At 64.4% G+C, this 19,760-nt stretch carries 17 protein-coding genes; 9 read left to right on the forward strand and 8 right to left on the reverse strand.

The genetic code is table 11. From position 1 onward, the window contains the following. The first annotated feature begins 345 nt into the window (after nucleotides 1–345). The 3 genes from CR152_RS02735 (at nucleotide 346) to CR152_RS02745 (ending at nucleotide 4,647) form a co-directional block, all read left to right on the forward strand. Nucleotides 346–924, forward strand: coding sequence for an N-acyl amino acid synthase FeeM domain-containing protein (locus CR152_RS02735; protein WP_229413261.1), 579 nt, complete (start codon nucleotides 346–348; stop codon nucleotides 922–924). Between the two features lie 108 nt (nucleotides 925–1,032). After that, on the forward strand, nucleotides 1,033–3,801 hold the full coding sequence (gene prsT, locus CR152_RS02740; protein ID WP_099873568.1) for an XrtA/PEP-CTERM system TPR-repeat protein PrsT: 2,769 nt from the start codon (nucleotides 1,033–1,035) through the stop codon (nucleotides 3,799–3,801). A gap of 90 nt (nucleotides 3,802–3,891) precedes the next feature. Continuing rightward, nucleotides 3,892–4,647, forward strand: coding sequence for an N-acyl amino acid synthase FeeM domain-containing protein (locus tag CR152_RS02745; RefSeq protein ID WP_229413262.1), 756 nt, complete (start codon nucleotides 3,892–3,894; stop codon nucleotides 4,645–4,647). On the opposite strand, the gene CR152_RS02750 is transcribed toward CR152_RS02745, so the two are convergent. The 8 genes from CR152_RS02750 to CR152_RS02785 all read right to left on the reverse strand — a co-directional run bounded on the left by CR152_RS02750 (nucleotide 4,634) and on the right by CR152_RS02785 (nucleotide 12,271). Next, a complete protein-coding gene (locus tag CR152_RS02750; protein ID WP_099873569.1) occupies nucleotides 4,634–6,232 on the reverse strand; it encodes an FAD-binding oxidoreductase in 1,599 nt (532 codons plus the stop codon). The two genes, CR152_RS02745 and CR152_RS02750, sit on opposite strands and share 14 nt — an antisense overlap. A 121-nt stretch (nucleotides 6,233–6,353) precedes the next feature. Beyond that, nucleotides 6,354–7,298 carry an EDSAP-1 family PEP-CTERM protein gene (locus CR152_RS02755; RefSeq protein ID WP_099873570.1) on the reverse strand — a complete coding sequence of 315 codons (945 nt, stop codon included), beginning with the start codon at nucleotides 7,296–7,298 and terminating at the stop codon, nucleotides 6,354–6,356. Nucleotides 7,299–7,455: 157 nt separating this feature from the next. Next, nucleotides 7,456–8,586, reverse strand: a complete 1,131-nt coding sequence (locus tag CR152_RS02760; protein WP_099873571.1) for a nucleotidyltransferase domain-containing protein — start codon at nucleotides 8,584–8,586, stop codon at nucleotides 7,456–7,458. Further along, the gene (locus CR152_RS02765; RefSeq protein ID WP_099873572.1) at nucleotides 8,586–9,500 is read right to left on the reverse strand and encodes an HprK-related kinase A; all 915 of its coding nucleotides are present in this window, start codon (nucleotides 9,498–9,500) and stop codon (nucleotides 8,586–8,588) included. The genes CR152_RS02760 and CR152_RS02765 overlap by 1 nt, the downstream gene beginning before the upstream one ends. Continuing rightward, entirely contained in the window at nucleotides 9,497–9,766 is a 270-nt protein-coding gene (locus CR152_RS02770) for an HPr-rel-A system PqqD family peptide chaperone (protein WP_157778298.1), read from the reverse strand. The genes CR152_RS02765 and CR152_RS02770 overlap by 4 nt, the downstream gene beginning before the upstream one ends. Before the next feature lie 43 nt (nucleotides 9,767–9,809). Beyond that, nucleotides 9,810–10,463, reverse strand: a complete 654-nt coding sequence (locus CR152_RS02775; RefSeq protein WP_099873574.1) for a hypothetical protein — start codon at nucleotides 10,461–10,463, stop codon at nucleotides 9,810–9,812. A 267-nt stretch (nucleotides 10,464–10,730) separates the two neighbouring features. Continuing rightward, on the reverse strand, nucleotides 10,731–11,339 hold the full coding sequence (locus tag CR152_RS02780) for an XrtA/PEP-CTERM system exopolysaccharide export protein (RefSeq protein WP_099881939.1): 609 nt from the start codon (nucleotides 11,337–11,339) through the stop codon (nucleotides 10,731–10,733). 131 nt (nucleotides 11,340–11,470) lie between these two features. Next, on the reverse strand, nucleotides 11,471–12,271 hold the full coding sequence (locus tag CR152_RS02785; protein ID WP_099873575.1) for a S1 family peptidase: 801 nt from the start codon (nucleotides 12,269–12,271) through the stop codon (nucleotides 11,471–11,473). A 456-nt stretch (nucleotides 12,272–12,727) separates the two neighbouring features. Between CR152_RS02785 and CR152_RS02790 the strand changes: the two genes are divergently transcribed. From CR152_RS02790 to CR152_RS02815, 6 genes are read left to right on the forward strand one after another with little or no spacing between them, the layout of a single operon-like run. After that, nucleotides 12,728–14,266: an XrtA system polysaccharide chain length determinant gene (locus tag CR152_RS02790; RefSeq protein WP_099873576.1), complete on the forward strand. Its 1,539-nt coding sequence runs from the start codon at nucleotides 12,728–12,730 to the stop codon at nucleotides 14,264–14,266. 25 nt (nucleotides 14,267–14,291) lie between these two features. Further along, a complete protein-coding gene (locus CR152_RS02795) occupies nucleotides 14,292–15,200 on the forward strand; it encodes an XrtA-associated tyrosine autokinase (protein WP_099873577.1) in 909 nt (302 codons plus the stop codon). Continuing rightward, a complete protein-coding gene (locus CR152_RS02800; RefSeq protein ID WP_099873578.1) occupies nucleotides 15,181–16,740 on the forward strand; it encodes a TIGR03016 family PEP-CTERM system-associated outer membrane protein in 1,560 nt (519 codons plus the stop codon). Before CR152_RS02795 ends, CR152_RS02800 begins: the two co-directional genes overlap by 20 nt. Nucleotides 16,741–16,756: 16 nt before the next feature. Further along, on the forward strand, nucleotides 16,757–17,785 hold the full coding sequence (locus CR152_RS02805) for an XrtA/PEP-CTERM system-associated ATPase (protein ID WP_099873579.1): 1,029 nt from the start codon (nucleotides 16,757–16,759) through the stop codon (nucleotides 17,783–17,785). Beyond that, complete coding sequence (locus tag CR152_RS02810) at nucleotides 17,782–18,666, forward strand: XrtA system polysaccharide deacetylase (RefSeq protein WP_229413263.1); 885 nt, start codon at nucleotides 17,782–17,784, stop codon at nucleotides 18,664–18,666. The genes CR152_RS02805 and CR152_RS02810 overlap by 4 nt, the downstream gene beginning before the upstream one ends. Continuing rightward, nucleotides 18,663–19,760, forward strand: coding sequence for a FemAB family XrtA/PEP-CTERM system-associated protein (locus CR152_RS02815; RefSeq protein WP_099873580.1), 1,098 nt, complete (start codon nucleotides 18,663–18,665; stop codon nucleotides 19,758–19,760). Before CR152_RS02810 ends, CR152_RS02815 begins: the two co-directional genes overlap by 4 nt.

Consider the following 19,760-nt stretch of genomic DNA (forward strand, 5'->3'; position numbering starts at 1 on the left):
TCACTCAAAACGACCACCACGATCGCCGCATGGCTGTTGCATATTTGCGAAGAAAAAGTTTAATTGTCTCCCTGCATGTTGCCGACGATGTTAGGATAGCTGAGTTAGCAATATGTTACTGAATTCGCAGCTTGGACAATATCTTCGGGATCATAGTCGATGGATCAGTTTCCCAATATGGTTGAAACAACTCGTTTCAATTTTCCCGCGCCCGATGCTGGCAACCTGGGTAGTCATTGCGTTTTTGTCGAAGATTATTCTGATAACATCTCCGAAATGACGATCAATACAAGAAGCTTCGGGATCCGCGTTGCCGATACCGAAGAAGGGCGTAACCGCGCTAGCATGCTCATCAATAAGATGTATGCCTGGCGCGGTTATGCCGGTACTCATCGGCTTGAGGATAATCCCAACCAGATCACCCTGTCGGCCTTCGACCAGGGCGAAGTCATCGGCACAGTCACACTCGGCGTCGACTCCCCGGTCGGCATCCTGGCCGACGAGGTCTTCAAGGACCATATCGACGCCTTCCGCGCGCGCGGCGCCAAGGTGTGCGAGATCAGCAAACTGGCGTTCGACCCCACCGTACGCTCCAAGTTCGCGCTCGGCTCGCTGTTTCATATCCTGTACATCTATGCGCACCATATTTACCAGTGCACGGATGCATTTATCGAGATCAATCCGCGCCACCGGCGCTATTATGAGCACATGCTCGGTTTTCGCACCCAGAGCGGGGTGAGGATCAATCCGCGCGTTGACGCACCTGCCCATTTGCTCTGGCTCAGCCTCGATTTCATGGGCGCCGAGATCGAGCGCCTCGGAGGGGTGCACGACGATGCGGGTACCGAACGCTCGCTCTACCCGTATTTTTTCTCGAAGCGCGAGGAAGCCGGCATCGCCGACCGCCTGCTGTCGATCGGCTAGACGCCGGTCCAGCGAAACGGCGCCGGCTCACCGGCATGCCTGCGGCGCTTCATTCACGCAATCGGCGGGAAGCGTGACCACGCCACCGCCTGTAACAACAGGATCGTCATGTCAACGCAAGCGCATTCCCTGGCCGCCGCCGCCCTCGCCACCGCCATTATGCTCGGTGCATTAAGCGGGTGCGGCAAAACCGAAACGCCGGCAGCCCTGCTGGCCGAGGCCAAACAGTTCCAGCAGAAGGGCGACCACGTGTCGGCCCTGATCCAGCTCAAAAACGCGGTCGCCCAAAATCCCAGCGACCCCGAGGCGCGCCTGACGCTGGGCGAAACCTATAACAAGCTGGGCGACGCCGTCTCGGCCGAAAAGGAAGTGCGCAAGGCCATGGAGCTGGGGATGGCGCCGCAACGCACCTTGCCCGAGCTGCTGCTTGCGCAACTGCTCCAGGGACAATTCCAGAAAGTCATCGACGCCACTGCCGACAACGCCTATACGGCCGACGTCAAGGTGGTCAGCCAGCGCGGCGCCGCGTTCTACCAGCTCGGCAAGCGGGCCGAGGCGGCCGAAGCGTTCGAGCGCGCCCTCAAGCTCGATCCCGGCTACCCGGTCGCGCTGATGGGCCTGGCTAACATTGCCATGGCCAACGAAGACAAGGCCGGCGCCGCCCGCTATGTCGAACTGGCCGTGACGAAAAACCCCAAGGATATCCAGAGCTGGCTGTTCAAGGGCGACTTCGAGCGCGCCCAGGGCAATCCGGCAGCCGCCCTGGCCGCCTACGACCAGGTGCTGGCGCTCGACCCCAACAGCGCTTCGGGCCACCTGCAGAAGGCTTACCTGTTCATCGCCGAACGGCGCTATGACGAGGCGGCCGTGTCGCTGGCCGCCGCCAAGAAAAATGCGCCGAAGAACCTGATGGTCAGCTACGCCAGCGCCATGCTCGCCTTCACCCAGGGCAAGCACGCGGCCGCGCTCGACTCGCTGCAGCAAGTGCTGCGCGTGGCGCCCGACCACATGCCCTCGGTATTGCTGGCCGGCGCCGTGCAGTTCACCCTCAAATCGCTGCCGCAGGCCGAGCAGCATCTGAAAAAATACCACGAAGCCCATCCCGAGAGCGACTACGCGCGCAAGCTGCTGGCCTCGACCCGCATCGCCGCCGGCGACCCCAAGGGCGCCATCGCGGTACTGGCGCCGGTCGTGGGCGCCTCCCAGGATGCCCAGCTGCTGGCCATTGCCGGCAAGGCGTATACGGATCACCGCGAGTTCGGCAAGGCCACCGAGCTGCTCGAGCGCGCCAGCGCGCTCGACCCGAAAAAGGCGCAGCTGCGCACCGCCCTGGGCTTGAGCAAGCTCGAACAGGGCGAGGAAGCGCGCGCCCTGAGCGAACTGGAACTGGCCAGCACCCTCGACCAGACCACCAGCCACGCCGGCACCACCCTGGCCATGACGGCGCTGCGCCTGAACCAGTTCGACAAGGCCCTGGCCGCGCTGGCGCCGCTCGAAGCGCGCACCCCGGGCGACCCGATGATCCAGAACCTCAAGGGATTGGCGCTGCTGGGCAAGAAAGACCTGGCCGCGGCCCGCGCCGCCTTTGAAAAGGCGCTCGCCCTGCATCCCGATTTCTTTCCGGCGGTCGACAACCTGGCGCGCATGGACATGCAGGCCAAGAACCTGGACGCCACGCGCCAGCGCTACGAAGCCTTTGTGGCCAAGTATCCCAATAACGTCGAGGCGCTCACCGCGCTCGGCGCCATGGCGGTGGCCCAGCGCCGCCTGGCCGAAGCCGGCACCCTGCTCGAACGGGCCAACGCGGTCGACCCGGCCGCGGTCGGGCCGGCCATCGTGCTGGCCGGCCACTACGTGCGCATGGGCGCCGCCGACAAAGCCTTGATCCTGATGCGCAAGCTGCTGGTGGCCAATCCCGACAACCCGGCCGTGCTCGACCAGCTCGGCCAGCTGCAGGTCGCCACCGGCGACAATGGCAGCGCCATGGAAACCTTCACCAAGCTGACGGTGGCCGCGCCGCAGTCGGCCGAAGCCCATTTCCGCCTCGGCTCGGCCCACGCCGCCATGAACAACCTGCCCTCGGCCAGCGCCTCGCTCAAGCGCGCCCTGGTGCTGCAGCCCGATTATCTCGACGCCCAGCTGGCGCTGGCCAGCGCCCACCTGCGCCAGCAACAGTTCAACGATGCCCTGGGCGTGGCGCGCGCCATGCAGAAGCAGCATCCCAAACTGCCGGTCGGTTATGTGGCCGAGGCCGACGTGCTCTTGGTGCAGAACAAACCTGGCGCCGCCATCCCCTTGTACGATAAAGCGTTTTCTTTGGGCAACAATGCTGAGCTCTTGATCAAGCTGTACGAAGCGCTTCGCATCGGCGGCAAGGCCAAGGAAGCTGATGCACGGGTGCAACAATGGCGCGCCGCCCACCCGGATGACGTCAAGGTGCCGGGTTACCTTGGAGAGCAGTATATTTCCAATAAAAAATATCAATTAGCAATAACGGAATTTGAAGCCATACTGAAGAAGTCGCCTGGCTATCCGAGCGCCCTGAACAATCTGGCGGTGGCCTATGAACTGGCGGGCGATGCGCGCGCCCTGCCGACCGCCGAGCTGGCCTTCAAGGCGCTGCCCGGCAGCGCGGCGGTGATGGATACCCTGGGCTGGCTGCTGGTGCAGAAGGGCGACCTGGCGCGCGGCCTGCCGTTGCTGCGCGACGCCAGCGCCCGGTTGCCGGGCGTACCCGAGATCCGCCTGCATCTGGCCAAGGCATTGATCCAGGCCAAGGAGAAGGAGGCGGCACGCAAGGAACTTGAAGTGTTGTTAGAGAAGCACAAGCAATTTCCGCAACTGGAGGAGGCGCGGGGCTTGCTGAAACAATTATAAAGCGGGCACGACGGCGAGTCGCAGCCCACCGGGCGCCTTTTTCGGCGGCACCATGTGCCGGGCCGGCGCCGCGCCACAGGGAGTTTTCACATGAATGCAGGGCACGATGCAGTGGAAGCGATGGGCCAGGAGCAGACCCGTCTTGAGTCGTCTTACCTGGTGCGGGGCGAGGAGGAGGATCACGGCCGGCTGATCGGCAGCTTCACCGACAACGACCGTACCTTCGGGATCCGCCTGGCCGATACCGACCAGGGGCGCAATTCGGCCAGCCTGTTGATCAGTAAAATGTACGCCACGCGCGGCTACAACGTGGCGCGCATGGAACGCGACCCCAACCGCATCACCCTGTCGGCCTCCGACAAGGGTAGCCTGATCGGCACCGTGACCTTGGGGCTCGATTCCGAGCGCGGCATCCTGGCCGACGAGATTTTCCGCGACCATGTCGACGCCTTCCGCGCGCGCGGCGCGCGCCTGTGCGAAATCACCAAGCTGGCGTTCGATCCCCAGGTCAAATCCAAGGCGGCGCTGGCGGCCCTGTTCCACACCCTGTTCATCTACGCGCGCTACATTCACGGCCGCACCGACGTGCTGATCGAAGTCAATCCGCGCCACCGGCGCTTTTACCAGACCATGCTCGGCTTCGAGGACCAGGCCGAGCTGCGCCACAATACGCGGGTCGATGCGCCCGCCTACCTGATGTGGCTCAGCGTCGAGCACATGGCGCAGCAGATCGCGCTCCTGGGCGGCAGCGGCAGCAATCCGGGCACCGAACGCTCGCTGTATCCGTATTTTTTCTCGCCGCGCGAGGAAGAGGGCATCGCCAACCGCCTGATCAAGATCGGCTAGGCGGCGGCTTGGGACTTGGCGCGGCCGGCTGGGCATCGTAGCGCCCCGGCGCGATGATGCCGTCCGGATCGAGCCGGGTCTTGAGCGAATGGATGAGGGCCCAGTAGTGCGGGTCGCGCCGCACGATGGCGGCCATCATGTCGGCGCGCGCCCGGTACACTTCCAGCCCCATCGCGTGGATCTTGTCGAGCATGCGGTCGGCGCAGAAGTGGGCGCGCTTGACCCCTTCCAGGTTGCTGCGGTCGAACAGCAGGTTGATCACCGCCACCAGCGAGGTCGGGGTTTCGATATTGATGGTGATGTACAGGGTGTCGTGATAATGGCGCGCCGCCGTCTTTTTCATTTCATCGATGAACTTGGCCACGAAGGCCCCGTCCAGCGGCAGCGCCGGATTAATGAACAGCAAACCGCAGTTCGACTGGTCGAGCTGGGCCGCGTTCAGGTCGGTGCGCCCGAATTTCCACAGTAAATTATCGATCGCCGCGTCGGTCGGCACCCCCAGCGCCAGCGTGTGCAGGGGGCGGATGGCCGCGATCGCGGCGGCATTCGCGCGCGCCACCGGAATGAAGCGCAGCTTGTGCGCCACCGCATAGGCGGTGTCGAGCAGCTGGTGGGTGATCGGGCGCACCCGCGCCAGGCCCTTCATGCGTTTGCGGATCTCGGCCAGGTTGGCCTTGACCTGGGCGCGGGTCCCCGTGATGGCCCCCAGGCTGGCCCATTCGCCCGGGGCGATCAAGTCCATCACGCTTTCCGCTTCGCCAAAGGCGCGCTCGGGCGTGTACGCGCATTCCTCTTCGAGATAGCGGGTCACCCCGTACGCCAGGGTGGCGTGGGTGCGCGCGCGGTTGGCGATGTGGGTGACCGATTCGATCAAGCCTTCGCGCTTGCAATTGGCCAGTTCGTCGATAAAGGCCGGCAAATCCTCTTCGCGCCGCAGCGACAGCGACAGCGCCACCTGCCTGGGACGCTTGGGCACGAGGCGAAAGCAGGCGCTGACGACGATGCCGAAATTACTCTGGAAGAAAAGCCCGTCGAGTATCGGCCCCAGCCCGTAAGGATTGCTGGTGCCCAGCGGCGAGCGCTTCAGGCGCCGGAACCCGGTGCGCAGCAGCTTGCCGTTGCCGCATACCACGGCCAGTCCGAACAGGTCTTCCTTGCGCGGCCCGAAATAGCCGACCCCGCGGTCGAGCGCATTGCCGATGATGCTGGTGGCGCGCGCCGAACCGGTGACGTTGAAGGTCAGGTTCGGATGGTGTTCTTCGAGGAAGTCGTACAGCGCGCCCTGCGTGACGCCCGGACCGATCACGGCCACCGGCAGCACCCGGCCGTTGCGCTTGTCGACCGTCATCCGGATCGAGTTGAGCGCGCCGAGGTCGACCAGCAGGCTGCCGGCCATGGTCGGCGACTTGCCGCCGTAACCGAAATTGAGGCCCGTCGAGAACGGATACAGGGGCGTGCCGTTCTCGCGCGCCGCCCGCACCAGCTTGATCACGTCGCGCACGCAGGCCGGGCGCACCTGGCCGCGCACATCGGTCGCGCGGCCGGTGATGTTATTGCTCGGGTGGTCGCTCTGGGTGTAGGCCATGGTTCTATTATCGCTTAAAAGCGAGCGCGCAAAGGCAAACGACCCGGGCGCTCGAGGCGCCCGGGTCGTTCATCGACACACTGCGCGCACCGGCCTGGCCAGCCCGGCGCGCGCATCGGTCTTACTTGGCAGCCTTGCGGCGCGAAGCGGCGCCCAGGGCCAGCAGGCCCAGGCCGATCAGGACCATGCTGCCTGGTTCAGGCACGGCACGCACTTCCGAAGCGATCGAGTTCGATGCCTGGTTGATGGTCAGCTTGTAGGTACGGCCGCCGGTCAGGGTCACCAGATTCGACAGGATCGTGCCCGAGCTTTCCTTGATCGAGTTTTGCGAAATGTCGCTCGAGGTCACGCCGTCGTTGATCTCGGCCGGGCTCCAATTCATGATCGTGGTCGATACATTGCCGATCACTTCCTGCAGCGACAGCGTCCAGCTGATCGTGCCCAGCGAGGAACCGCTCACGCCATTGATCGCATTGACGAACGCGGCCAGATAGGCGTTGTAGCCGAGCGCGAATTTCGCTTGCAGTGTATTGCCGGCCGTGAAGGTGGTCACCGCGGTCGCCGAGTTGGCGATGGTCGCGTTCGCGCTGCCGGCGTTACCTGGCGACATCACGGACGAATCGGCACGGGTCAGGCCGTTGGCGCCCGTCACGCCCAGCGCGGTGCCGGCGATGTACATGTCACCCATGGCGTAGTTGCCGTTCGGTGCAGGAATGTGGGCCGTGAAGTTGTTTTCCATGCCGCCCGGGTAGTTACCTGCTGGCATAGCAGCGCAGGAAGGACCCGCGCAACGGTTCTTGACGTCGACCGTGCCACCGATGGTGGTGCTGAAAATGTTGCCCAAGCCGGCGCCGGTACCTTGCGCATTGTTGAAGTTCGAGTTTGCGGTGCCGGTGCGGTTTTCGTTCTGGATCACGATGCCGTTGGTCACTGGCGCGTTGTTCGCGTTCAGGATGATCAGGCCGGTGATGGCCAAGTCGGCCATACCCATGGTCGCTGCCGATGCTGGGGCGGCGACGAACGCTGCGGAGACGGCGGCTGCAGCGAGGTATTTTGTCAGTTTCATATGTGGTTCTCCCGGATTATGTTTGTTGATCCTACGTGCCTCTATGTAAGCAGGACTCGTGCCAGAAGTAAACGTTTGTTTTAAATCAAAGAGTTAGCTAGTAATTTATGGGTAAAGCATGAGGGGGTGTAAGGAAAACCGACATGTCGCGTTCGCATTAATCTTTACTAGGAGAAATAAAAGCTTTGTGAAACAGATGTCTTGTTAATAATATCGGCGGCATGCGCAGCCAGTTTCCGCGGATATACAGCAAAAAGCGCGCGCCGGCGCTCCAGCGGTCGGCGCAGCTGGGGTGGTTCGGCAGCAGGGCGCGCAGGAACAGGCTGTCCATCAGGGCCAGCAGCGGCGCGCCCGGTCCCGCCGGCCGCGCGGCGGCCAGGGCCGATGCCGGGACCGGCGTGTGCAGCATGCGCGCGCAGTAGCGCAGGGCATAGAACAGCGGGCGGCCCAGTTCCAGTTCGGCGGCGCGCGCCGGCAGCGCTTCCCAGAAGCCGGGCGTGGCGCCCAGGCTGGTCAGCAGGCGGTGCAGGTCGAGCAGGTCGCGCAGGCCGTGGTCGAATTCGCCGTCGTAGAACAGGTGCACGGCGCTGTGCAGCACCATGTCGGCCGGGGCCAGTACATGCACGTGCGCCTGGCCGGGGGCGGCTTTTCCTTGCGGCGCCAGGGCCACGGCGGCGGCGCGCAGCCTGGCCGGGTCGGGCCGCAGGCGCGCCGTTTCCGGCAGGATCGCGTGGTGCACATCGATTACGCTGGCGCGCCGCGCATGCTTCATCGGCGGCAATTCGTGCATCCAGGTGCGGTAATAGCGCTGGTCGTAGGCGTCCTGCGCCACCGTGGTCCAGCCGTGCAGCATCAGCGCCGCTTCCACCTGGGCCAGCTGGTCCTTCGGCACCAGGATGTCGATGTCGGAAAACAGTCGTCCGCGCGCCGCCGGCAGGCGCGCCATGGCGTAGGCGCCACCCTTGAGCAGGATCAGCGGCACGCCGGTGGCGGCCAGCGCCGCGCCGATCTGCGCCACTTCGAAGCGCACCGCGTTCGCGTGGCGTTCGGCATGCACCCCGGCCCAGTCGAGGTGGCGCCTGGCCTGGGCGGGAATCGCGCCGGCCACGCCGTGCTCGTCCAGCAAGCCGTGCAGGCTCGCTTCCAGGCGCGCGCTGGCGGCCTGGCGCAGCAGCAAATCCCATTCGGCCAGCGTCAGGGCGGCGCCGCGCGCGGGCTGGCGCAGCAGTTGCAGCAGCAGCGGGACGGCGCTCCGGGGAACTTCGCTGGGTGGCCGTTCGGATGGCATCACGGCGTGCCCGCGAGCTGCTCGAACACGGCCACCGCCTCGTCCAGCGCACTGTAGGTGAAATCGATGCAGCGCGACTGCTCCACCAGGGCGCCCAGGGTGGCGAAGCCGCGCGCACCCAGCACGCTGTAGTTAAAGCCGTTTTCGGCCACGCGCATGAAGGAACGCGCGTTTGGTACGTCCAGCAGCGTGGTGGCCGCGCCCGCCGCATATTTCGGAAACACGATCCAGCCCGGGCGCGCCAGTTCGGCGGCGCGCGCGATGCTGTCGGCCGGCGCCTTCAGGTGCGCCACCGTGCCCTTGGTGGTGTCGGGCACGGGGCGGCTGATGACGGCGTCCGGCTGGTAGCGCCGCATCACCTCGATCGAGGCGTTTTTCAGGCTGATCGGGCGCGGCAGCGGTGCCAGCAAGCCATCTTCGGGCCGCACCAGCGCCAGTTCGTCCGACAGCAGGCGCCAGCCGCGGCTGACCAGGGCGGCGCACAGGGTGCTCTTGCCCGAGCCGGGCGGGGCCGGCAGGATGGCGGCGCGTCCATGCTTTTCGACCACGGCCGCGTGCAAGATCAGGTAGCCATGGGCGCGGCTCGACACGCACCAGTTCATGCCCCACTCGAACATGGGAAACGCTTGCGCGGCCGGCAGCGGCAGGAAGGGCACCATGCCGTCGTAGACGAAGCGCGCCAGCGGCTTGTACCAGCGCCGCAGCGTTGGCGGCGGCGCGACGTCGACGTGGAAATCGGCAAAGCCATTGTTTTCCAGCAGGGGATAGTCGCCGTACAGCAGGTGCAAGCCATCGGCCACGCTGGCAAACGGGCTGTGCACGCGGGTCACGAAGGCGCCGGTCTGCAGGTCGATGCTGCCGTCGCGCAGGCGGCGGCCCAGTTCGGCGCGGCTGAGCGCGCTCAGGGTCGTCATGGATGCGCGGCGATCAGGGAAATGCCCGCCAGCTGCTCGAGCAATGCCAGGAGCTCGGGTTCGGCCTCATCTCCGGCATCGAGGGCCAGGCGCAGGGCGCCCAGGTCGGCCGCACCGCCCTTCACGGCCAGCAGCACTGCCAGCGCGTCGGCGTCGAGCAGGTGGGTGTCGCCGCTGAGGTCGTTAAACAGGACCGCTTCCTGGTCCCAGCTGTGGTACCGCAGGGATTGGCCGGGAAGGACGTGCCAGGAAAGAGCGTGCGGCATGAGGTCGGAAAGGCGGGCGCGCAAGGCGCCATCGCCGTGCAGGCTACTGATGGAAGGTGGTTTTCAGGTAAGCGACGATGTCGTCGCCATACCATTTGATGCCGGCCGTCGGTGCGTAATAGCCCAGCTTGCCGCCACCGGTGGCCTGGTATTCGCGCCAGATGTTGCGCAACTGCGTTTCGGTCAGCACGGTCGAGCGCTTGGTCTGGATGTTCAGGTAGGCGGCGACCACATGGCTGGCCACATTGTGCGGATCGAGGTCTTCGCTCTTGAAGGGACCCTTGCCGCTGTTGCCGCCGTTTCTCTTGCCATTGGTCTTGAGCACGTCGACCAGGGCCAGTTCGCCCAGCGCCGCCTGGCCGGGATTGACCGGGAAGATATCCTTGAAGTGGCGCGTGGAGGTCGGCGTCGATGGCCAGCCCGCCGGATTGTTGGCGTAAAAACCAGGCGAATTGCCGCCGCAGGTCAGGGGATTGTCGGGCCGGTGGCTCGATTGCAGGCCGTTCGAGAGCGAGCCGGACGGGGAAGCGCACGTGGTGGCGGCCATGCCGGGCTGGCTGGCCAAGGTCATCAGGACCCCGGACACGCCCACGCCGGTACGCGTGAAGCGGCGCCGCGCGTTGCCCGACGCTGACAAGCCCGCTTGCGGCTGGGCTGGTTCGCCGCTGGGGCGGTCCTGTTGCTGATTGATAGTCACGTCAGTTCCCTCGAATTGAAAGGCATCGTCAGGCGATGCCCAGTCAGGCGTGCACGATACGGAGCAATCTATGCAATTTTCGTACCAATGACGCATAGCGCCATAAAAATCTGATCTAGATCAAAGGCTTGGCGGCGGGGTGTGCTAGTGGTCCGGCAATTAAGCGGCCCAGCCTGTAAAAAAACCCGACATCCTGTCTTTTGCGCAAGTATTCCACGACTTGGGTCCGTTGTCGACCAGCTTTGGAAGAAGGGCGTGGAAGCGCGTTTAAAAGAAGATTTCCGGAATCACCAGCACGTCGCCCGGCCGCATGTAGATATTCGCCGAAATATCGCCCTGCTTGATCAGGTCGTTCAAGCGCACGGCCAGCTTTTCCGACTTGCCGTCGACCTTGCGGATGACGATGGCTTTGTTGCCCGAGGCAAACTCCGTAACGCCGCCGACCGCGATCAGCACATCCATCAGCGACATGTCGCGCCGGTAAGCAAGTGCTTGCGGACGGGCCGCCTGGCCGATCACGCGGATCTGCTCGCTGTAATTGCCGACGAAACTGGTCACGATCACCGTCACCACCGGTTGCTGGATATACTTTTCCAGCGCTTTTTCGATATCGCGCGCCAGGGTGGTCGAGGTTTTGCCGCTGGCCTGCAAGTCTTCCACCAGCGGGGTGGTGATCTTGCCGTCCGGACGCACCGGCACCGAGGTCGATACTTCCGGATTACGCCACACCACGATGTTGACGCTGTCGCCGGGGCCGATCAGGTATTCATGGGCGGTGGCCGGCATCGGATCGGGTACCACGGTCGAGACCGGGGAAGCGCAGCCGCCCAGCAACAGGGCGGACAAAGCCAGTGCGCTGCCGCCGAGCCATTTCATCGTTTGCGATTTGAACGTGTTCACCTGATTTTCCTTTATGCGGACGGCGCCGGTATTGAAGTACTGTAATGCAATTTTAATTACAACAGTTTCTATTTTAGCATGAAGTTTTTCAAGCGAAAGGACAGCCGCTATTTTTGTCCTGGCGGTGTTGTTTGTTGTAACAGGGCGCGTACATGGCTGACCGGGATCGCATAGCTGATCCCGCTCGGGTTGGTGATCGCGTTTTCCTTCAAGCCCTTGACGAACACCATATTGAGCACCGCCAGCACATGGCCAGTCTCGGGATCGTAGACCGGGCTGCCACTGTTGCCGGGATAGGCCGTGCCGTCGAGCTGGTAGATGGGGGAGGGAGCGCGCGCCAGTTGCGCGATCGCCCGCGCATCGAGCTTGCGCGAACTGACCGAGGGCATTACCAGCGGGGTGATGGCCGACAGCATGGCGCGGTGGGTCACAGGATGCAGACCGAGGACCATGCCGAGCGGAAAACCGGTAAACGCCAGCGCCTGGCCTTCCTCGATCCCCGTGCCGTCGCCCAGGCGCAGGGCCGGCATGGGCGCTCCCGCCAGGCGCAAATGGGCCAGGTCGTGCAGGCGGTCGAGCGCGGCCAGCTTGGCCGGCCGGAAATCGACCTTGTCGCCGCGCGCGATGACGATGCCGAGCGTTTCATTGCGCTCGCTGTCGAGCGTGTCGGGAATGCCGTGCGCATTGGTGACCACGCTCAGGCCGTCGCCGGTGACGAAACCGGTGGCCACGAACACGATCGCCGGACTGCGCGTGGGCTGGTAAGTGCCGATGCCGACCACGGAGGGCTTGACCGACTGGATCACTTGGCCGAAGCTGGCGGCCCCGGCTGGAACATTCAGCAGCAGGGACCAGACGGTCGCCGCCGCCAGGGTCTTGCAGAAGTGCAAAAGGGGGGAAGTAGCCATGCGCCGACAGTACCCGATTGGCGAGCACGCAACAACTAGTTTCATTCACGCAAAGCACTCAACCATGGTGACTTCGCCACTGTTGTAATTTCAGCTTTGCGGGCACGTTTTTCCTCCTTTTTTACGGGGCGATGTGCGAAACTCTTTGCGAGGGGCAACAGGGTTAGTCGACTTGTCATGGAATACACGAGTGGTGCCGTAAACAATTGTTGAATGTATACTTTCGTTAGCGAATTTACTATCAGCAAGCATCGGATTTCCTGTATCATATGATTATTAATCAATGCCTTGGAGCAATTCATTGGTAAGCTCCCTGAGCTGCCGCAACGAATTGCTTTTTGTGCATCCGACAACACATTGGCTGGCGCTTTGCGGCACCGGGCGCGCCGCGTCCGTGTGCAGAGCTGCCGGCCTGGGCCACCCTTGCGGGCCGCCCTTCATGGCGAGATTGACGAGATGGCAGAACTGCAGGCCCTACTGACGAACTTCCTGAAAGCGATCTGGAAATACCGCTGGTATGCGGTCGTCATTTCCTGGATCGTAGCCCTGGTCGGCTGGGCAGTCGTGTACCGTCTCCCCAACGAATACCAGGCGTCGGCGCGCGTGTACGTCGACACCCAGAGCATCCTGCAGCCGCTGCTGGCGGGCATGACCAGCGTGCCGAACGTGGACCAGCAGGTGGCCTTCATGCGCCGCACCCTGATCAGCCGTCCCAACGTCGAGCGCGTCATGCGCATGGTCGACCTCGACATCAAGGCTTCCACCCCCAAGGAAAACGAAAAGCTGGTCGACGACCTGATGGCGCAGATCAGCATCGGCGGCACCGAGCGCGACGACATCTACACGATCTCGTACAAGAATTCCAATCCCAAGCTGGGCAAGGATATCGTGCAGTCGCTGCTGACGATTTTCGTGGAAGGCAGTTTCGGCGGCAAGAAGCAGGATTCCGAAAAAGCCGTGCAGTTCATCGACGACCAGATCAAGAATTACGAAGAAAAACTGGTCCAGGCCGAAAACGCGCTCAAGGAATTCAAGATCAAGCACCTGGGCATGCTGCCGCGCGGCGGCGGCGCCGACTTCACCGCCAACATGACCCAGATCGAAGACTTGCTCAACCAGGCGCGCCTGGAACTGACCGAAGCCGAGCAGGCGCGCAACGCCATCAAGCGCCAGATCGCCGGCGAGGAACCGGCACCGCTGACCGCTCCCGAAGCATCAAGCGTCGCCAACCCCGAACTCGACGCCCGCATCGCCGCCCTCAACAAGAACCTGGACAGCCTGCGCATGCAGTACACCGATGCCCATCCGGACATCGTGTCGGCGCGCCGCCTGATCGCCCAGCTGGAAGCGCGCAAGCTCGAAGAAGCCAAGCGCAACAAGCGCAACAACGATCCCGGCGCCAACTACAGCCCCATGCTGCAGCAAATGAACGTGGCCCTGTCGGTGGAAGAAGCGCGGGTCGCCTCGCTCAAGGCCCGCGTGGCCGAATACGGATCGCGCGCGGCGCGCCTGCGCTCGCAGAGCACCAACGCGCCCGAAGTCGAGGCCCAGCTGGCGCAGCTCAACCGCGATTACCTGATCAACAAGGAGAACTACGAAAAGCTGGTCGGACGGCGCGAAGCGGCCAAGCTGTCGGGCGACTTGAGTTCGGCCACCGACATGCTGACCTTCCGCGTGATCGACCCGCCGACCGTGCCGTCGACCCCGTCGGGACCGAACCGCCACCGCCTGTTCTCGTTCGTGTTCGCCGCCGCGCTGCTGGCCGGCCTGGGCGTGGCCCTCCTGATGAGCCAATTGCGCCCGACCTTCATGAGCCAGGGCACCCTGCGCGACGTCACCGGCATTCCTATCCTGGGCAGCATCAGCATGAACTGGACCAACGAACAGAAGGTCATGCGCACCAAGCGCCTGTACGCCTTCGGCGCGGCGGTGGTCGTCCTGTTCGGCGCCTACGGCGGCGTGATGGCTGCCCTGTTTGTACGACCGCTGCTCTGATGCGGCCTTCACTGGAGAGAACAGCGTGAGCATTATCGAAAAAGCGGCCAGCCGCATCGACAACAAGAAGGGCGAGGCGCAGGGTGCGTTGGCCGGCACCGCGCGCCATGCCGACAGCCTGCCGCCAGCGCCGCCGGCCGCCGTGGCGGAAGCTGTAACTGCGACTGCGACTGCGCCGGCAGCCGCGCCGCTGCACGCGCCGCGCCGCACCGCCAACCACGTCGAACTCGATCTGGAACGCATGCATGGCATCGGCCTGGTGACGGCCGCCGGCGGGCGCACCACTTTGGTAGAGGACTTCCGCATCATCAAGCGGCCCTTGCTCAAGCGCGCTTTCGCGGCGCGCGCGCCCGGCGAAAAACCGGGCAACCTGATCATGGTCACCAGTTCCCTGCCGGGTGAAGGCAAGACCTTCTGCTCGATCAACCTGGCCATGAGCATCGCCATGGAACTGGACCACACGGTGCTGCTGATCGACGCCGACGTGGCCCGTCCCTCGGTGCTGCGCACGCTCGGCTTGCCGGCCCACCGCGGCCTGATGGACCTTCTGCTCGACGATAAGCTCGATATGTCGGACGTCATGCTGCGCACGAACGTCAACACCCTGAGCATCCTGCCGGCGGGCAGCAACAACCCGCGCGCCACCGAACTGCTGGCCAGCCAGGCCATGAGCACCTTCGTCTACGAAATCGCCAACCGCTACCCCGACCGTATCGTCATTTTCGATTCGCCGCCGCTGCTGCTCACCAGCGAAGCACATGTACTGGCCAGCCACATGGGCCAGATCGCGCTGGTGGTCGAAGCCGAGGGCACGACCCAGCACGCGGTCAAGGAATCGCTGCGCCAGCTGGAAGGCTGCAGCAATGTGAATCTGATCTACAACAAGACGCGCGAATTCCCCGGTACCGAGACGTATGACTACCACTATGGCTAAGCGTGGGTCCGGACGGCGCCGCGCCGCGGTCGTTCCCGTGGCGCTGGCGGCCCTGCTGGCCGCGCCGTCAGGGCGCGCCGCCTGGAAGTTCACGCCCACGCTCGACCTGCGCGAGACGGTCACCGACAACGTGGCGCTGACCCGCGCGGACCAGGCCAAAAGCCGCTTCGTGACCGAGCTCACGCCCGGTTTCACCTTGCTGGGCAAAGGCCCGCGCCTGAAACTGTCGGCCAACTACCAGCTGCACTACTACGCCTTCGACGACGACGATGTGGAAGGCGTGCGCCACGCCCAGTCGCAATTGCGCACGGCGGCCAGGGCCACCGTCATCGACGACCTGCTGTTTGTCGACGCCGACGGCGCCATCGGCCAGCAAGCCGTATCGGCCTTCGGCCCGCAGGTCAACAGCAACGGCTACGCCACGGCCAACCGCGCCAACGTCAAGACCTGGCGCATCAGCCCTTACATGCTGCACCGCTTCGGCAGTACGGCCACGGCGGCGGTGCGCTACACCCACGATTCGGTCGACGCCGGGCGCATCGGCTTTGGCGACAGCACCAGCGACGTGCTGATGATGAACCTGAACAGCGGGCGCACCTTCCGCCGCGTCGGCTGGGGCGTGCAGTACAGCCAGCAGCGCGTGGACGACAGCATTGCGCCCAAGTCGAACGTCAAGATGGTCAGCGCGAATGGGCGCTACCGCCTCGGCCAGGAGTTCAACCTCACCGCCAGCGCCGGCTACGACGAATACGATTACCAGGCCGGCGGCGAGCCGACCAAGGGCCGCTTCTGGCAGGGCGGCATCGAATGGACGCCGACCTCGCGCACCAGCCTCGTGGCCGGCGCCGGCAAACGCTATTACGGCAATACTTACAACCTGCAGGCGCTGCACCGCAGCCGCCGCTCGGTCTGGAGCATCAACTACAGCGATTCGGTGACCACCACCCGTTCGCAGTTGCTGCTGCCAGCTACCATCGACACCGCCTCGATGCTGGACCGCCTGTTCACCGCGCAGATTCCCGACCCGGTGGCGCGCGCGCAGGCGGTGGACGCTTACATCCGCGCCACCGGCTTGCCGGTCGCGCTGGCCGACAGCATCAACTACTTCAGCAACCGCTACATCCTGCAGAAGCAGTTCCAGGCCTCGGTCGCGCTCAACACGGCGCGCACCACGCTGATCCTGAGCGCGTTCGATAACCGGCGCGAAGGGCTGTCGCTGATCCAGACCGACAGCCTGCTCACCGGTCCGGCCAGCGCGCGCATCAACGACGACACCACCCAGCGCGGCGGCAGCGCACTGTGGAACATGCGCCTGACCTCGCGCAGCGGGATCAACGCTTCGTGGACCACCTCGCGCACGCAGTCGCATGCCACCGGCTTGTCGAGTAAGAATGCAGCCTTGCGACTGGCCGTGACGCGCCAGTTTGCGCCCAAAGTGCGGGGCGCCTTCGAGGCGCGCCGCGTGTCCGGTACCACGACCGACCAGGTCGCGTCGTACCGCGAGAACGCCTTGTCGGCGTCTCTGTCCTTACAGTTCTAGCGGAATCGAGTCAGCGATGTATGAAACTTATTATGGGCTGAGCGACAAGCCCTTCCGGCTGCGGCCGGACCCCCATTTTTTCTTTGCCAGCAAAGGCCACAAGCGCGCCATGGCGTACCTCGAGTACGGCCTGTCGCATGGCGAAGGTTTTATCGTCATCACCGGTGAAGTCGGTGCCGGCAAGACCACGCTGGTGCGCAACCTGTTCAAGCAAATGCCGTCCGAGCAGATCGTCGCCGCCCACATCGTCAACACCCATCTCGATGCCGACGACACCCTGCGCACGGTAGTCGCCGCTTTTGGGCTGCCGTACGAAAACGCCAGCAAGACCGCGCTGCTCGAGCGCCTCGAACAGTTCCTGCTCGCCTGCGACCAGGAAGGCAAGCGCGCCTTGCTGGTGGTCGACGAAGCGCAGAACCTGACCCCGCGCGCGGTCGAGGAACTGCGCATGCTGTCGAACTTCCAGACCGACGACAAGTCCTTGCTGCAAACCTTTTTGCTGGGCCAGCCGGAGTTCCGCACCATCCTGCACAGCGCCGGCATGCAGCAGCTGCGCCAGCGCATCACGGCCAGCTATCACCTCGGCCCCATGGATGGCCCGGAAACCCAGGCCTACGTCGAACACCGCCTGCATACGGTCGGCTGGACGGATGATCCCTCGTTCTCCCCCGGTGCGCACGCGGCCATCTACGACTACAGCGGCGGCATTCCGAGGAAGACCAACGCCCTGTGCGACCGCCTGCTGCTGATGGGCTACCTGGAAGAGATGCACTCCTTCACCGAAGCCGATGTGAATGAAGTGGTGCGCGACATCCGCCAGGAATACGAACTGCCGCCCGAAGCGCTGCGCGAGCAGGCTGCCGCCGCCCTGCGCGGCGTGGCCTCGATCGGCACGCTGGATAACCCGGGCTACCTCGACGAGCGCATTCTCAAGATGGAAAAGTCGATGGCATCGGTGCTGTCGATCCTCAAAAAAGTCGTCAGCACCCTGCCGGCGCTCTCCCACCACGCGCCGGATCACCACACCACGGACCACCACGAATGAACGACCGCCTGCATCCAGCCGCCATGCCGCGCGCGCTCGGCCAACCGATCCGCAATGCGATGACGATCGACGTCGAGGATTACTTCCAGGTGTCGGCGTTCGCGCCCATCATCGCGCGCGAGTCCTGGCCAGCGCGCGAATGCCGGGTTGAAGCGAACATCGAACGCATCCTGGCGATCCTGGCCGACGGCGGCGTGCATGCCACCTTTTTCACGCTGGGCTGGATCGCCGAACGCTATCCCGACATGGTGCGCCGCATCGTCGCCGGCGGCCACGAACTGGCCAGCCACGGCTACGGCCACCTGCGCGCCTCCGACCAGACCCGCGCCGAATTCGCCGACGACGTCGGGCGCAGCAAGGCCCTGCTGGAAGACATTGGGGCCCAAGCAGTGCTCGGCTACCGCGCGCCGAGTTTTTCGATCGGCACCGCCAACCTGTGGGCGCTCGACGTGCTGCACGACGCCGGCTACCGCTACAGCTCCAGCATCTATCCGATCCAGCACGACCACTACGGCATGCCGGACGCGCCGCGCTTCGCGTTTTACCCGAACGGGCCCGATGGCTTGTTGGAGGTCCCAATCACCACCGCCATGCTGGGCCAGCGCAAGCTGCCGGCCGGCGGGGGCGGTTACTTTCGCCTGCTGCCTTACAGCCTGTCGCGCTGGATGATGCGGCGCGTGAACAGCGACGACGGCCAGCCGGCGATCTTTTACTTCCACCCGTGGGAGCTCGATCCCGGCCAGCCGCGTCCCGAAGGCGCCAGCCTGAAAACCCGTTTCCGCCATTACGTCAACCTGCAACGCATGGAAGGGCGCATCAAGCTGCTCACGCGCGATTTTGCCTGGGACCGCATGGACCGCATATTCTTAGGGACTAAATGAGTTCGATTACCGACGCTGTGCAGGACCGCCCGACCACCAGCAGCGGCGCTGGCGCCACCGTGCATCTGTTGCGCGCCGGCGACGCGCGCGACATGGCGCGCTGGGATGCATTCGTGGCCGCCTGTCCGGAAGCGACGTTTTTCCACCGCGCCGGCTGGCAAACCATCATCGACCGCGTGTACGGCCACAAGACCTGGTTCTACTACGTGGAACAGGATGGCCAGATCGTCGGCGTGCTGCCGCTGGCCGAGATCAAGAGCCGCCTGTTCGGCCATTCTCTCGGCTCCCTGCCGTTCTGCGTGCTGGGCGGCGTGGCCGCCACGTCGGATGCAGCCCGTCCGCTGCTCGACGCCGCCGCCGACAAGCTGGCCGCTTCGCTCAAGGTCGGCCATCTGGAATACCGCAACCTGCTGCCGGCGCACGCGGGCGACCCGGCCTGGCACCAGAAGGAACTGTACGTCACCTTCCGCAAGGCGATTACCGCCGACGACGACGAGAACATGAACGCCATCCCGCGCAAGCAGCGCGCCATGGTACGCAAGGGGATCAAGTGCGGCCTCACCGCCGAGATCGACCAGGGCGTGGACCGCTTCTTCATCGCCTACGCCACCAGCGTGCACCGTCTCGGCACGCCGGTGTTCCCGAAAAAGTACTTCGCGGTGATCAAGGAAGTCTTCGGCGAGGAATGCGAAATCCGCATCATCGTCAAGGATGGCGCGATCGTGGCCGGGGTGCTGAGCTTTTACTTCCGCGACGAAGTGCTGCCCTACTACGGCGGCGGCATGCCGGCCGCGCGCGAATTCGCCGGCAACGACTTCATGTACTGGAACCTGATGCAGGCCGCCGCCGCGCGCGGCGCGCGCATCTTCGACTTCGGCCGCAGCAAACTCGGTACCGGCGCCTTTGACTTCAAGAAGAACTGGGGCTTTTCGCCCACGCCGCTGGCCTACGAATACCGCCTGTACGAGTCGACCGAACTGCCCGACAACAACCCGCTCAATCCCAAGTACCAGCTGTTCATCAAGCTGTGGAAAAAGATGCCGCTGGCGCTGGCCAATGTCCTGGGCCCGCACATCGTCAAGAGCCTGGGCTGA

Origin of the sequence: Massilia violaceinigra (assembly GCF_002752675.1) — a bacterium.
GTDB classification, from domain to species: domain Bacteria; phylum Pseudomonadota; class Gammaproteobacteria; order Burkholderiales; family Burkholderiaceae_D; genus Telluria_A; species Telluria_A violaceinigra.